Origin of the sequence: Leptospira kirschneri serovar Cynopteri str. 3522 CT (genome assembly GCF_000243695.2) — a bacterium.
Taxonomy (GTDB): Bacteria; Spirochaetota; Leptospiria; order Leptospirales; family Leptospiraceae; genus Leptospira; species Leptospira kirschneri.
Genome location: NZ_AHMN02000020.1, coordinates 155,659 through 169,560 on the forward strand (window position 1 = coordinate 155,659; position 13,902 = coordinate 169,560).

Here is a 13,902-nt window from a genome sequence, read left to right on the forward strand (position 1 = left end):
GCGTTAATTTACGTTAAATGTAAATGGGTTACTGATTTTTCTACTACTTATAACTATATAATAAAGTACCTAATATTTTGCATGGAATCAGTGTTTTGTGATAAAATTAACGGTACTCAATTTTATAGAGATCAGTAATCTCATCTAAAATGTATTTGAAACGGATACTTAAAGAAATTGCTCATTTTTTTTGAATTGCATTTGTTGTACTACGTTCTGACTTAACGTAGCTAGTGGGAGTAAACTTCAAAGTGTATAATAGGTAATTAGGCGGACTTGGCTCATATCAATAATTGTTCAAAAAAACTTCCATATGTTTTTTTCTTGTACTTCCTTTAAATATTGAATCTTATCATTCATATTTTTATAATAGAGTTGTTGAAAAATTAATTCTTGATCTGTTTGTATTGGATTGAATGGACAATTGAAGCAATTTTACGAATCTTCACTATGGAATTTTTCAACAATTCTAATATTTATATCCTTTGTTAATCGAAAGTGATCAACTGTTTTTATATATTAGAGTTGTTGAGTGGAGATCAACAAAACTGCTTTAATCAACCGTTTCAATACAACGGAAGCAGATGTAGAATCCAACTCTACTTATAACGTCCGAGAAACCGAAGCGGAGAGGATTTCGAATAGAAGTAATACATTGTATTACTTATCTTTCCAACCAAGATCTAAAAAATCACCGAGTTTTATAAAGAGCCATCGATGAATAAAACTAAAAGTTTTCTTACATACTTCTACGATACTGTCCACCTACCTCATAAAGCGCGTGAGTCATTTGACCTAAAGAAACTTTTTTAGAAGTTTCCATCAGTTCTTGAAAAATATTTCCGTTAAAAAGACTGACAGATTTTAGTCTTTTCAAACGATCTTCCAGATCCTTTTCATTCCGTTTGTGAAATTCTTTCAAAGAACCGATCTGAGATTGTTTTTCCATGTCCGTAGAACGGATCACTTCTTGGGGAACGATCGTAGGAGAACCTTCTTTGCTTAAGAAAGTATTTACGCCGATCACCGGAAATTCTCCGTTGTGTTTTAGAGATTCATAATATAATGATTCTTCTTGTATTTTATTTCTCTGATACATCATCTCCATGGCGCCTAAAACTCCACCTCTTTCAGAAATTCTATGGAATTCTTCTAAGATTGCCTGTTCCACAAGGTCAGTTAGTTCCTCGATGATAAAAGAGCCCTGACCAGGATTTTCGTTTTTAGCAAGTCCTAATTCCCGATTGATAATAAGCTGGATCGCCATCGCACGACGAACGGATTCTTCCGTAGGAGTAGTGATCGCTTCGTCATATGCATTCGTATGCAAAGAATTGCAATTATCATAGATTGCATAAAGAGCCTGAAGAGTGGTTCTAATATCGTTGAAAGCGATTTCTTGAGCGTGTAAGGATCTACCCGAAGTTTGTATATGATATTTGAGCATCGCCGAACGGTCGTTAGCTCCGTATTTATACTTCATTGCCTTTGCCCAGATTCTTCTGGCAACTCTGCCGATGACGGCGTATTCAGGATCGATTCCGTTCGAAAAGAAGAAAGAAAGATTGGGAGCAAAGTCGTCTATCTTCATTCTTCTACTTAAAAAATATTCTACGTAGGTCAGACCGTTTGCCAAAGTGAAAGCCACTTGAGTAATCGGATTGGCTCCCGCTTCCGCTATATGATAGCCTGAAATAGAAACGGAATAAAAGTTACGAACCTGATTTTTGATAAAAAATTCCTGAATGTCTCCCATCATTTTGAGTGCAAATTCAGTTGAAAAGATACATGTGTTTTGTGCTTGGTCTTCTTTGAGAATGTCCGCTTGAACAGTTCCTCGGACCAACTTTAAAGTTTCCTGTTTTATTTTTTCATAAACTTCTTTTTCTAAAACCTCGTCTCCTGTAACTCCTAAAAGTATAAGTCCGAGGCCGTCGTTTCCTTCTGGAATCTGTGAGTTATATTTAGGAATCGGAAGATTTTTTTCTTTGTAGATGGATTCGATTTTTTGACGAACTTCTTTTTCGATTCCTATAGCTAAAATGTGTTTTTCGCAGGCTTGATCAATTGCAGTATTCATAAAAAACGCAAGCACCATTGGTGCTGGACCGTTGATCGTCATAGAAACGGAAGTGGTGGGATTACATAAATCAAAACCAGAATAAAGTTTTTTGGCGTCGTCTAGTGTCGCAATGCTGACTCCGGAGTTTCCTATTTTACCGTATATGTCCGGTCTTTCCCCCGGATCTTCTCCGTATAACGTGACCGAGTCGAATGCAGTGGACAAACGTTGCGCGGGCATTCCTAAACTTACGTAGTGAAAACGTGCGTTGGTTCTTTCTGGACCACCTTCTCCCGCGAACATACGAGTCGGATCTTCTCCGGTTCTTTTAAAAGGAAAAACTCCGGATGTAAAAGGAAATTCTCCTGGAAAGTTTTCCTGAAAAGACCAACGAACGATTTCTCCCCAGTCTTTGAACTTAGGAACCGCAACTTTCGGAATTTTTAGATTACTAAGTGAAACTGTGGTATTGGAGACTTTAATTTCTTTGTCCCGGACCTTATAAGTAAAGTTTTCCCCTTGATAGTTTTTCAGTTTTTCTTCCCAGCCGGAAAGTATCGTTTTTGTTTCCGGGGAAAGTGAATTTTCAATTTTAGAATATTCTAATTTTAGAATGTTTACGTCTTGTCCTGAAGACTCTAAAACTTCTATCGCCCCGGAAAGTTGAAATAGTTTTCTAGCCTTGTCCGATTCGTTTTTTGTAAACTGGTCGTAACGACTGCATTCTTCTCTAATTTCAGCAAGGTAACGAACTCGATCTGGGGGAATGATAAATATCTTTTCGCTCGTTGCTTCTTCTTTTCCATAAGAAGAGTTCCAGTCAAGATTTAGTTTGTTGGATAAAAATCGGATTGTGTTCCCATAAAGAAGGTTGGTACCTGGATCGTTAAACTGAGACGCGATGGTTCCGAATACGGGCATCAAATCTACGTTTTGATTAAAAAGTTGTCTGGATCTTTGAAATTGTTTTTTGACGTCTCTGAGAGCGTCTAATGCTCCCCGTTTGTCGAACTTATTGATTGCGATCAGATCTGCGTAGTCTATCATATCAATTTTTTCTAATTGAGTCGCCGCGCCGTATTCAGGAGTCATCACATATAAGGCTACGTCCGAAACCTCTGTGATTTCGGAATCGCTCTGACCAATTCCGGCGGTTTCTACGATGATTAGATCAAAACCCGCACTTTTTAAAACTTCAATACTTCGCTTAACATTTTTGTTAAGCGCAATGTTTGCTTCTCTGGTCGCAAAAGAACGCATATAAACCCTGTCGTGTGAGATAGAATTCATCCGAATTCTATCTCCTAAAAGAGCACCACCCGTTTTTCTTTTAGAAGGATCAACAGAAAGGATTGCGATCGTTTTATCGGGAAAATCGATTAAAAATCTACGCACTAGTTCGTCAGTCAGAGAGGATTTACCCGCGCCACCGGTTCCGGTAATTCCTAAAACTGGAACCGGTTTGGTTCCGGAAGGAAAATTTAATTTTTCGTTTAACGCCGATTTTTCGAGGTCTTCTCTTTCGAACGTATTTTCCACGAGAGTGATCATTTGAGCGATTGCTAAAGGATTTTTATCCTTTAAAGAAGAATGTAAGGTGCCATTAAACGTAATCGGTGGAATAAAATCCGATCTACGTATGAGGTCGTTGATCATTCCTTGAAGTCCTAACTCTCTACCGTCGTCGGGAGAATAAATTCGTGTAACTCCGTAAGATTCCAGTTCCTTGATTTCGGAAGGTAGAATAGTTCCTCCGCCACCTCCAAATACTTTGATATGACTCGCACCTTTTTCTTTGAGTAAGTCTATCATGTATTTGAAATATTCTACGTGACCACCTTGGTAACTAGTGATCGCTATTCCTTGTGCGTCTTCTTGGATGGCACATTCTACAATTTCTCTGACCGAACGGTTATGACCTAAATGAATTACTTCCACCCCGGAAGACTGTAAAATTCTTCTCATGATGTTGATGGAAGCGTCGTGACCGTCAAAAAGAGAGGCCGCCGTAATAAAACGAACCTTGTGTTTAGGAGTGTAAATTTGAGTTTCCATATAAATTCTACTATTCTAATATTCAAAAAAACAATTTTAGTTTTCCGGGACTTCTATTAGTCTCCTAACCCGATTTTCCAATTCTTCCGTGACAATTTTTGCGGCCTTTTTAAGAGGTTCTTTTGGAAACTCGTGTGGATAAATCGGTTTACCAATGTTATACGTAATTTTGGCTCCGAATGCTTTCCCGGAAATAAATGCCTCCGGTTTTAACATTCTCCAGGCTCCTTTGATTCCGCTTGGAATGATTGGAACTCCGGCCCGGATCGCCAGTTTGGCAGAAAGCGCTTTGAAAGAACCAGTAAGAACGGTTTCGGTTCGTGTTCCTTGGGGGTACACCGAAATGAGTTCTCCTTTTTGGATCAGCTCCACCATATAATCTTCCAATTCTTCGTAATAGGCTGCAGCCGACTTTGCATCTTTTACGTTATGCGCCCTTAATATGGGATGTCCTCCCCAGTGCATGAGTTGTTTTCCTTGAAGATCTCCTAACGTATTTAGAGCGGACACCAGGGATTGTCTGATCAGACTCAGAGGAAAGGAATTCAAAGGAGAGGATGGACTGTTTAAAATTTCTAAAACGGTTTCTTGAGGATGAAACAATTCGTATTTTCCGAGATAAATCACTTTTCTTAAAACGGACGTTCCTTGTATGATCACATCTAGATTGTCCGTGTGATTGGAAATCAGAACCGCTCCTCCGGTTTCGGGAATGTTTTCGATTCCGGAAACTTCCACCGAATAAACTAGGTGAAGAAGTGTTTTAAGAAATTGTTTTACCGGTTCTCTGGGAATTAGGAATAGGCTGTCAAGTGGATCAGATTGGGTTTCCATGCAAGGTCTGCTTTTCGAACGTGTGTTCAATCAATATAGGATTTAGAAATCATTCTACGGAAAGGAATCGAATCCATCAAGTTGGATTTTTAGAATGTTATAAAACTAATACACGTCCAACGGCTGCAAATGTAGAAAGATCGGAGTAAATTGTAGATCTTGTATTCTACAAAAAAACTAAGGTTTAACTGTTTGTTTATCCTCTATCCATTTTAAAAATTAGGAGAAAGTAAAAATGAGTAAAAACATAAATTGGTTTCAAGATTCTTTTTGGTTTGGAGAAACCTTTTTGCGATCTCTGCGAGGTAGCGTATTTGATCCGATTTGGAGTGTGTTTGCGTTGGTATTTCATTATCTAGGAGAGACATTTTTTTTTATGGCTCTTCTTTCCATCGTTTATATTTATATCGATCGTAAACTTGGAATCCGACTTGGGATAGGCTTACTCACCACGGCGATCTTAAACGCTTTCTTGAAGATTTTGTTTGAAAGCCCAAGACCCACCCTTCCTTGGAACGGTCCCGGAAAACTGACTGAACTTTCCTACGGATTTCCGTCGGGACACGTACAAACTACGGTAGTGATTTGGGGATTACTTTTACTTCACTTAAAAAGTAAAACGGCTCGTTTGATTTCGGTTTTAGTCATAGTATTTATGCCTTTTGCTAGAATGTATGCGGGAGTACATTTTGCGGGAGACGTTTTAGGAGGATTTATTTTCGGACTTTTGGGACTCGTTCTGATAGAAGTTATCTTTCGAGTTTTTCCAGAGTTGGAATCTTCTACTCCTTTGGAGGGACAAACTTTTTCCAAAACAAAAACGATGGCTTTAATCGTTGTGGTGATGACTTTACCTTCCGTATTACTTCATACGAACATAAACTCGTATGAAAAAATAAAATCGTATGAAAACGTAATATCCGCAAGTGGAGCGTTGGGAGGATTTTTAATCGGGATACTTTTTTCCAAAATGAACTCTTTAGAATGGGGAAAGGCAGACTCAATTCAAGAAGGAATTCAAAGAGCGATAGTATTGATTTTAGGAATACTTTTGTTGTATGTATTACCAGGAATATTGATCCAAAAATACTTACCGGAAAATCCGGTTGCAAGATACCTCAGGTACGGGATCGTTAGTAGTTATATCGCTTTTTTCTCTGTAAATATCATGGTGAAGAGGAAAGGTAGATTCAAAAGATAAAATGTACAATTTTTCTGGGAAGATACAAAAAGTTTCGGATCTATGGTTTCAATTCCGTCATTCTGGAATGTTTAAATCTTCCCTATTTGTAAGCGTATCCAAAGCAATCTCTTCATTGCTCAATCTAGTGTTTATGGTATATTCCGTAAACATACTCACAAAAAGTGAGAACGGACTTTTTCAATACTACGCCGGATTTATACCAGTATTACTCGCAATTGCAGAATTCGGACTCCCTACAGCGCTCGTAAAATTTCTAGCACCAGTAACAACGGACAAACAAAAGATAGGAGACTTATTGTCTTCTTCCTTATTGATCAAGTTGGGTGCGTTAGTCGCATTGACCTTAATCAGTTTGATCGCCTCCGTACTGTTAAAGGAAAGTACGATTGTAGTGTCTCTTTTGGTGTTAGGAAGTTTTATACTTTCCTTTAATTCCTTTTTTGAAAGTATCTTTATCTGTTTTGGAAATTATATCTCTTTATCTTTTTGGAATCCTCTACCTAATTTAATCCGACTTGTGGTGTTGTATAGCGCCGATCGTTTTACGGAACGGGCTCTAGGACATTTGGATATACTGGCTATTTTTACGATTTCGCCCATGTTCGTATTGATACTGTTCTTTATTGTATTTCCAAGAAAACAACTCAATTGGAGCGGAGAAAAAAACGGAATTAGAGAGATGACTTATACTCTGACTTCGTTTAACGGATATGCGTTTTTGGCGTCCATCTTTGCAATGATATCGGATAGGATGGAAATATTTTTTTTGAAATGGTATTATTCCCAGGAATCCGCCGCTGTATACGGAACCGCCTTACAGCTGTTCAGCGGATTTGTGATCTTATTTTCTGTGATCAATTCACTCATCTATCCAAAACTATCTAGGTTAGTGGATTCGGATGAATTTCCAAAGTTTTTATGGAAGTCTGTAATGTTGTCCGTTGGAATGGCTGTATTATTGTCGCCCGGATTTTTTTTGGCGGAATGGATATTGAATTTATTATTCCGAGGAAAATACGCGGATTCGATCGGAGTGTTTCAGATTTTATATCCAAATTATATGCTGCAGTTGGTGTTTTCTCCGTTAGGAATCGCCTTATTCGCGTTAGGTCAACCGAGGATGCTCGCTCTTTTGGCGTTATTAAGACTTGTATGCGGGGTAGTATTGGCAAATCTACTAATACCGGAATACGGTCCGACCGGAGCGGCTTCTTCTTATTTTTTAGGACAGATTGTTTCTTGGTTGATATTGACCGGGTATTTTCTTGCGTTTTTTAGAAGATGAAATTGAGCCTATATACGCAAAAAAAAAGAGCGGAAGATTTTGTTACACGAACTAGGTTTTTGGTAGATAAATTTCTAATCGATCTAAAAACAAAAAAAAAACGTCTAAAAAATTTATCGACTTACGTTCAGATCCGTAAAAAGAAATCCAAAGAATTTACATTACGAGAGCCGGAAGGTATAAAGTTAAAATTTTTTGTATATTTCATAATTTGTATATTCTCAATTTCTAAATCGATTGGAGCTGAATCCTATTCCGGATATAGGTTGGACGACCTATTGCTGCTCAAGGACGGAAAAAGGGATCTGACTGGAAAAGGAAGATACGATGAAATCGAACCGGAAAAAGATGAAAATTCAATAAAAGCACAAGAGGAAACAAATCCAAATGAGGCCGTTAAAGACGGATTCAAAGAAAAAAAGGGTGTAGAAGACTACAAAGAACAGACCACCGGATTTTATGGAAACGGAACCTTGATTTATAGGGGTTTGAGACAAAAAGGAGGGGTTGAGGAAGAAAAACCGGACAGAAGTTTTTCCAGAGGAATTTTTAGCCCTGAAGTAGGATGGAAATACAAAGGTGAACGAGTATATAATAAAATACTCATATCTCCGTATCTACAGTATGAAGAAAACATAAACGGAAGTAAGACGATAACTAAAGGTGCGGACGGGGAATTTTTGTGGATCTCGGGGATGGAATCACAGAATTTACGGATTGGGATCGAAATGGGAAGAGGGTATCAAAGATTAGATAGAAACGGATTTATGTTCGTAGGTTTTTTAAATTACGGAGAGTTCCAAATACATTTGAAAAAATACGGCGTAAGCGCTTCCGCTATAGGAGCGCAGATGCAGAATACCGTCTTATATACAGAACGGGATAGAAACGAATCCCCTCAACGGATTTCTGGCGGAAGTATTCAAATACTGGAAAAACCTTTGGTTCAAAATTTTAGAATATTCTACTATTTGTATAAAGAATCCAGACAGGACGCGGTCAGGGGGGATCTATACAGAAAAGAAGAACCATATCGACCCTATGGAGCTTATCAATATTATGGATTTGAATTGTCTTCTTCTAAATTTTGGGGTTTTAGAATTGATTTGGACGCGATCAAAGTGGTCGGGTCTAGGGAATACGGGCTCGATCCGTTTCAAAGTAACAATACCACTCAGACTACAAACGGAAGTTTGATCGGATCTAAGATAACATGGGAAAGACCGGAAGCGGAGTATTTTTTGGGAGGGTTTTATACGTCCAAAGACGAGGAGCTAAAGATCGATCGAAAGTCAAACGGTTATTCCGGGATAAGAACCGATCTAAGAGGATATGGAGGAAAAACTTCCTTTTTATTGATGGAAAGTCTCTTAATACAAGAAGGAAACGTATTTCAAGAAGACGGAGTAGTAACAAGACCCAATTTTGAAAACAAAGGAATCAAACTGTTAGAATTAGGAGTAAAAAAAAATTGGGATCATAAATGGACCACTCAGGGAATGATCGTAACTACTACTTCTTCAATTGGACGAGGATGGGAAGGGGTTTTGACCGGCGGGTATCAATCAGAACATTCTTATATTCTAATGAGCTTGTCTTATGCTTACGTAAATCCGCAGAAAGAGAAAAAATTGTTTTTCGAGGAATGGAAAGTGGAAGAACCGAAACGAGAATATTCCAGAATCTATCTTTCAGCCGGCATTCACTTTTGAATTGGCCCTTTTTAAAGTTTTACTAAAGCTTACCTCGTTGCCAATATCGTTGTAAACGAGTTCGTCTACGTTCATTCTTGCTAAAAAAATTCCTCTACCGGAAAGATAACTTGCGTTAGGATCTGTGACCGGGTCTGGAACTTTAGAAGGATCGAAACCAGCTCCTCGGTCCTTAAGAGAAACGTAAACTTTTTGATCTTCAAAACCGATTTCAAGTAAAACACATTCGTTTATATTAGAACAGATCTGATCCACGTGATCAACATAATCCACATCGGAAGAAAGAAGACTTGCCTTGTGTTCGTAACTAATCCCGGCAAAACCATGTTCGATTGCGTTTCCGAGTAACTCGTATAATGCGAGTTTGATGGAAAGTATATCGTCTGTATGAATTCCAGGAATTAAAGAAATGGAACGCATGACCAGATTTACATACTGATTCAAATTTTTGAGACTGGGTTTGATCGCAAAATTTTGTTTGGAATGAGTCAATTGAAAGTGATTTTTACTGATGAGTTCTTGACTGAAAATGAATAGATTCTCGAATTTCTGAAGAGAATGACGGATCGCGTCCATTCTAAAAGGTTTGATAAAAAAATCCACCGCACCTAACCGAAGCGCCCGGATGGAAATTTCTATATCTTGATTTCCGGTAATTACTATAAAAGGAGTGTTGATTTCTTTATCTCTCAGTCTGGAAATAAAATCGATTCCGCTCATTTTAGGAAGACGCACGTCGGTTATAATCAGATCGAAACTTTTGTCTTTGCAGACTTCTAAAGCTTCTTCGGCGCTTCCGATTAAAGTGAGATCGTGTATAATTCCGAAAATTTCTCGAAACAAATCTCGGATCATTTCTTCATCGTCTAAAAAAAGAATTCGCATAGGAGTCAAACATTACATTTCCGGAATAGATCCGTCAAGATATTATCAATGTAAATTGTCTAATTTATCTAAGTTATAATTTAAAAGAATTTTCTGGTTCAAACTTTGAAGTTGTTCTTTGGAAAAAACGGCGATACGATTTCCGGAAAATCGAAACACGATCGATTCTTTTTGATTTCCGTTTAGAATTTCTTTGAGATCGGAAAGAGATCGAACAGTTTGATCGTTTACGGATTCTAAAATTTGATCTTGGAAATCGTGAAATCCTTGGTTTGCTGAATCCGGAAACACTCTACTGATAAATACGAGGCGATTTTTTTCAGGATGAACTTTTTTGTTAAAAGATTCGTAAAGATAAAGAAGTTTTTTATCCGAATTCTCCCTATATCGATCCCCGGATTCTTTTAGGTAAGCGCCTGTCAGTTCCGTGAAAAAAAGTCCGCCACTGATTAAATACGGAGGAGGTAAGGCTCCCGAATCAGAAGGAATAAAAAAAGAATCCTCTGTGTAACTTTTTAAAGAGTATGTAATTTCTTTTCTTTTACCGGCTCTGAATACGGAGAGGGTTACATTGGTTCCCGGGAGTGCCAGACGATGATGGTTTATAAGAATTTTAGAAAATACTTCCTGCCTGTTCGGAGAATGGGTAAAAATTTCACCGTTGATGGCATAGATCGCGTCACCCGGAAATAGACTGTGTGCCGGTCCGACTCCCGGAAAAACTTCTGAAACCACTACACCGTAAGAAGAATCCGGAAAGTAGAATTTCTTTTCGGGAATTGTAAGAGAGTCGTCAAAAGAAAATCCTGGATGAACGATAGGATTATTGGAAGAAGAACGAAAAAATAAATAAAGATATTCCGCGGGAATGTTCCAGCGTCCGTCCGTATAGCCACAAATTATATTTTTTGAATATAAAAAATTTCTAGTGTTTCCTTCTGGGCCGGGTCTTTTGCTCATTTTTAAAATCGAATTGGAAAGATCTGGGCTTCCCCATTCTTGTTTCGGAAAAAACTTGGAACAAGTGGAATGATTCGAGTCTCCAAAATGGGATTTTCTTTTAGCGGAAAATTTACCTTTGTGAGAAAAAAGAGCCAGACCCGTTTGGGGATCGTGTTTGAACAGATACAGACGGGTGCCCGGTTTTGTTTCCGGATTGGTTTCTGAAAAAAGAGGAAATTCTCCGGGGATAAGTAGTGCGAGTAAAAAATCCTGATCGGCTATAACTGCCGGAACTTTTCTTTCGTAGTGTGAACCTTTTTGCCAAGGATTTTGATGAGAGAATTTTCTAAAGTGAACCAAAATCGTTTCCGCTTTTAAAGGAACCGAAATTGTCAAACTACATAGGATTAGAGCGAAAATTTTGAAAAAATAAAATCTCATTCGTCCGCCTCCACGTCGAAGCGTTTTTTAATACGAATATTGATTTTATCGATCGTATCTTGATCTAAAATGATAGGAAGGTTTACACCTCTGAACTTCAAACTGATCGTACCACCGTAAAATTTTTTCCATAAGGATTTAAAATCCTCCAAGTCGGAAGGAGTGCGATCGTTGATCGATTCCAGAATTTTATAACGATAACTCGCATATTTGGAGTTAAGCGGATCTGGATAGATTCCCGAAAGTAAAATATCCCTGTCCGTAAAACGATATAACTCATCTTGAATATAATAACTGTAGTGATACCGAAGAGAACTTTCCAAACGTTTGGAATCCCCGCCCGCGAGCGCCCGATTGACCGGCTGAAACAAAAAACCGCCCGATAAAAAACTGGAACTTTTATTTTGTTGTCTATAAATATCTAACGTAGGAACACGTTTGAGAGTTCCTTCGACTTTGTAGTTTTTTCCGTTTCTATAAAAGAAAAGTTTAATATGATCGCCGATAAATTTTTCTTCGATCAGATCTCCTATAAAACCTCCTATTTCGTCCATAATTCCGCCGTCTCCGTTTAGATAAGAATTATCAATTTTATAAACGAAATCCTCCGGTTGTAAAAGATCCGAAAAAGACGAATCCGGATAGATCGTATTGATCAAAATACCGTTTAGGCCTTCCGGAATTTTAAGATAGGATTTTAAAGAAGCAGAATGACCGTTCTGAAAACTAAAACCAGGAAATGGAAAACCGTGATAGGTTCCGTCTTCAATGTCTTTTAAGAAATGATTGACGATTTCGGGAGGAATCAAGTAGGCTACGTTTCCTTGAGACTGACTGACTTGAAACGTAATTCCAACTACTTTACCGTTTTGAATGGCCGGTCCGCCGGAATAACCCGGAATGATGTTTGCATTGACGCGGATTGCTTTTCTATAATCCAAACCGCTAAAAGAATAACGAACTCTTTCCACTCTAGAAACATTCCCATTTTCTAATGTAATGTTCTCGTCTCCTCCGGGATAACCTAGAATCAAAAGGTTGCTTCCGAGGGCAGGAGAAACTTCCGAAATTTCTAGAGGTTCTACATTGCTAAAAAATTCATCCTCTTCCACTTTGAGAATCGCAAGGTCACAGTCGAATCCTAAGTATTGAACTTCCGCCTTATAAAATTTAGTAGAATTAAAATGTTTTACTTTGAGATAACTAGAATTGGAAACAACGTGCGCGTTTGTAAGAATCTTGTTTCCGGAAATGATCATACCGGTGCCGACGTCCCGTAAAATCGATTTTTCGGAATAGTTATCTTGATCTTCTTTTTCCGAAAAAGTATCACTTCGGATGATGACCACACCGTCCAGTAGAACCTTTAGATCGGCGGAATTGCCGTTTTGGGCGGAAAGCCGAAAGAAAGATAATAAAATTAGAATATTCAAAAATAATTTTTTACTCATTGTAAATTTCCGCTTCCTGATGCCAGAGGATTTTATCTGCTTCTATGGATTGAATTTTTAATTTGCCTATATATTTAGCGCCTTCTTGGATCTGATCCGTGTCTTTATCATCCAGTCTGATTTTTCCCAAAAAGTCAGAACGGATTCGGATATAAGAATAGGGAGAAGAAGGGATACAACTTGCTTGAAAAGAATAATAGATGGCTTTCTCCCAATAAAAATCAGAATCTTTTTTTAAAAAAATTAAAGGACAAGTAGAATCAAAAAAGATTTCTTTTCCGCTGTTTAGATTTCTTTTTGCAGGATGTTTTGCGATACTTAGGAAATACTGAAGTCCGTGATTGTCCTTATATTCTTTTGGATGTGAATGAGTTTTTGACGGAAGTCGATTATTCACGAACGTTTTTTTTTCAAATCTTTCTTCATCGAAAGGTTTCACTTCTAGATAAACCTTCTTACCAATTTTTAAAATTTCTCCGAAAGAAATTTTTGCGGAAGGATCTTTCCAAAATTCAGAACCTCCGCCTAAATATATAAAACCGGCCCATTGTTTTTCCTTACATTTGTAGGAAAGGTAGACTACTTTTTCAAAACGTTCCGATTCTTCAAAACTACAGTTTACGGTTTTAAAGGAAGGGTATTTGGTTCTAAAAGATTGAACTGTGGATTCGGAGGGATGTTTTTGAAATTCTTGAATAAAAGATTTAAGAATTTCCGGAAACTCCTCTGATTGTGATTGGGCATTACCCGAAATAAAAAATAAAAGGAAGAAAACCCACGTTCGTATTTTCCAGAAATCTTTCTTCGGAAAAATTCGAGAGAAAGAATGGTTTTTCCTGAATTCTTTTATCATTGTTTAGAATATCGGATTTCTTCCCCCTGGATGTTGAATCCTATCGAACAAAGAAAATGGATTCCGAATTACTTCTTTGATAGAATTGGGTCTTTCATTTTTATAAAAACTTATGTCCCAAATTTAAGATGTTTTTTAAAAAAAAGTACATCGGAATTTTCGGGCTGAAAATAATGGT

Annotated in this window: 10 protein-coding genes; 4 read left to right on the plus strand and 6 right to left on the minus strand. The window is 37.7% G+C overall.

Going from position 1 to position 13,902, the window contains the following annotated elements; translation table 11 throughout:
- Nucleotides 1–739 precede the first annotated feature (739 nt).
- On the minus strand, nt 740–4,117 hold the full coding sequence (locus tag LEP1GSC049_RS208910; protein WP_016561167.1) for a methylmalonyl-CoA mutase family protein: 3,378 nt from the start codon (nt 4,115–4,117) through the stop codon (nt 740–742).
- Nucleotides 4,118–4,153: 36 nt separating this feature from the next.
- Nucleotides 4,154–4,951 carry a lysophospholipid acyltransferase family protein gene (locus tag LEP1GSC049_RS208905; protein WP_004759393.1) on the minus strand — a complete coding sequence of 266 codons (798 nt, stop codon included), beginning with the start codon at nt 4,949–4,951 and terminating at the stop codon, nt 4,154–4,156.
- Nucleotides 4,952–5,186: 235 nt separating this feature from the next.
- On the opposite strand from LEP1GSC049_RS208905, the gene LEP1GSC049_RS208900 reads away from it, so the two are divergent.
- Genes LEP1GSC049_RS208900 through LEP1GSC049_RS208890 form a run of 3 tightly spaced genes read left to right on the plus strand, consistent with a single transcriptional unit; the run spans nt 5,187 to nt 9,152 of the window.
- Nucleotides 5,187–6,152, plus strand: coding sequence for a phosphatase PAP2 family protein (locus LEP1GSC049_RS208900; RefSeq protein WP_004754020.1), 966 nt, complete (start codon nt 5,187–5,189; stop codon nt 6,150–6,152).
- Nucleotide 6,153: 1 nt separating this feature from the next.
- A complete protein-coding gene (locus LEP1GSC049_RS208895; RefSeq protein WP_004753518.1) occupies nt 6,154–7,440 on the plus strand; it encodes an oligosaccharide flippase family protein in 1,287 nt (428 codons plus the stop codon).
- Nucleotides 7,437–9,152: a hypothetical protein gene (locus LEP1GSC049_RS208890; RefSeq protein ID WP_016750432.1), complete on the plus strand. Its 1,716-nt coding sequence runs from the start codon at nt 7,437–7,439 to the stop codon at nt 9,150–9,152. Before LEP1GSC049_RS208895 ends, LEP1GSC049_RS208890 begins: the two co-directional genes overlap by 4 nt.
- Here LEP1GSC049_RS208890 and LEP1GSC049_RS208885 read toward each other — a convergent pair.
- The 4 genes from LEP1GSC049_RS208885 to LEP1GSC049_RS208870 are packed head-to-tail and all read right to left on the minus strand — an operon-like array spanning nt 9,132 to nt 13,724.
- Nucleotides 9,132–10,046 (minus strand): ATP-binding response regulator, encoded by a 915-nt coding sequence (locus LEP1GSC049_RS208885; protein WP_004755029.1) that lies wholly within the window; start codon nt 10,044–10,046, stop codon nt 9,132–9,134. The two genes, LEP1GSC049_RS208890 and LEP1GSC049_RS208885, sit on opposite strands and share 21 nt — an antisense overlap.
- Before the next feature lie 36 nt (nt 10,047–10,082).
- Nucleotides 10,083–11,420 carry a PDZ domain-containing protein gene (locus LEP1GSC049_RS208880; RefSeq protein ID WP_004759449.1) on the minus strand — a complete coding sequence of 446 codons (1,338 nt, stop codon included), beginning with the start codon at nt 11,418–11,420 and terminating at the stop codon, nt 10,083–10,085.
- Nucleotides 11,417–12,871 carry a S1C family serine protease gene (locus tag LEP1GSC049_RS208875; protein WP_004755050.1) on the minus strand — a complete coding sequence of 485 codons (1,455 nt, stop codon included), beginning with the start codon at nt 12,869–12,871 and terminating at the stop codon, nt 11,417–11,419. The genes LEP1GSC049_RS208880 and LEP1GSC049_RS208875 overlap by 4 nt, the downstream gene beginning before the upstream one ends.
- Nucleotides 12,864–13,724, minus strand: a complete 861-nt coding sequence (locus LEP1GSC049_RS208870; protein ID WP_004753781.1) for an LIC11113 family protein — start codon at nt 13,722–13,724, stop codon at nt 12,864–12,866. Before LEP1GSC049_RS208870 ends, LEP1GSC049_RS208875 begins: the two co-directional genes overlap by 8 nt.
- Here LEP1GSC049_RS208870 and LEP1GSC049_RS0207400 point away from each other — a divergent pair.
- Nucleotides 13,698–13,892, plus strand: coding sequence for a hypothetical protein (locus LEP1GSC049_RS0207400; protein WP_004759431.1), 195 nt, complete (start codon nt 13,698–13,700; stop codon nt 13,890–13,892). The genes LEP1GSC049_RS208870 and LEP1GSC049_RS0207400 overlap by 27 nt on opposite strands.
- Nucleotides 13,893–13,902 lie beyond the last annotated feature (10 nt).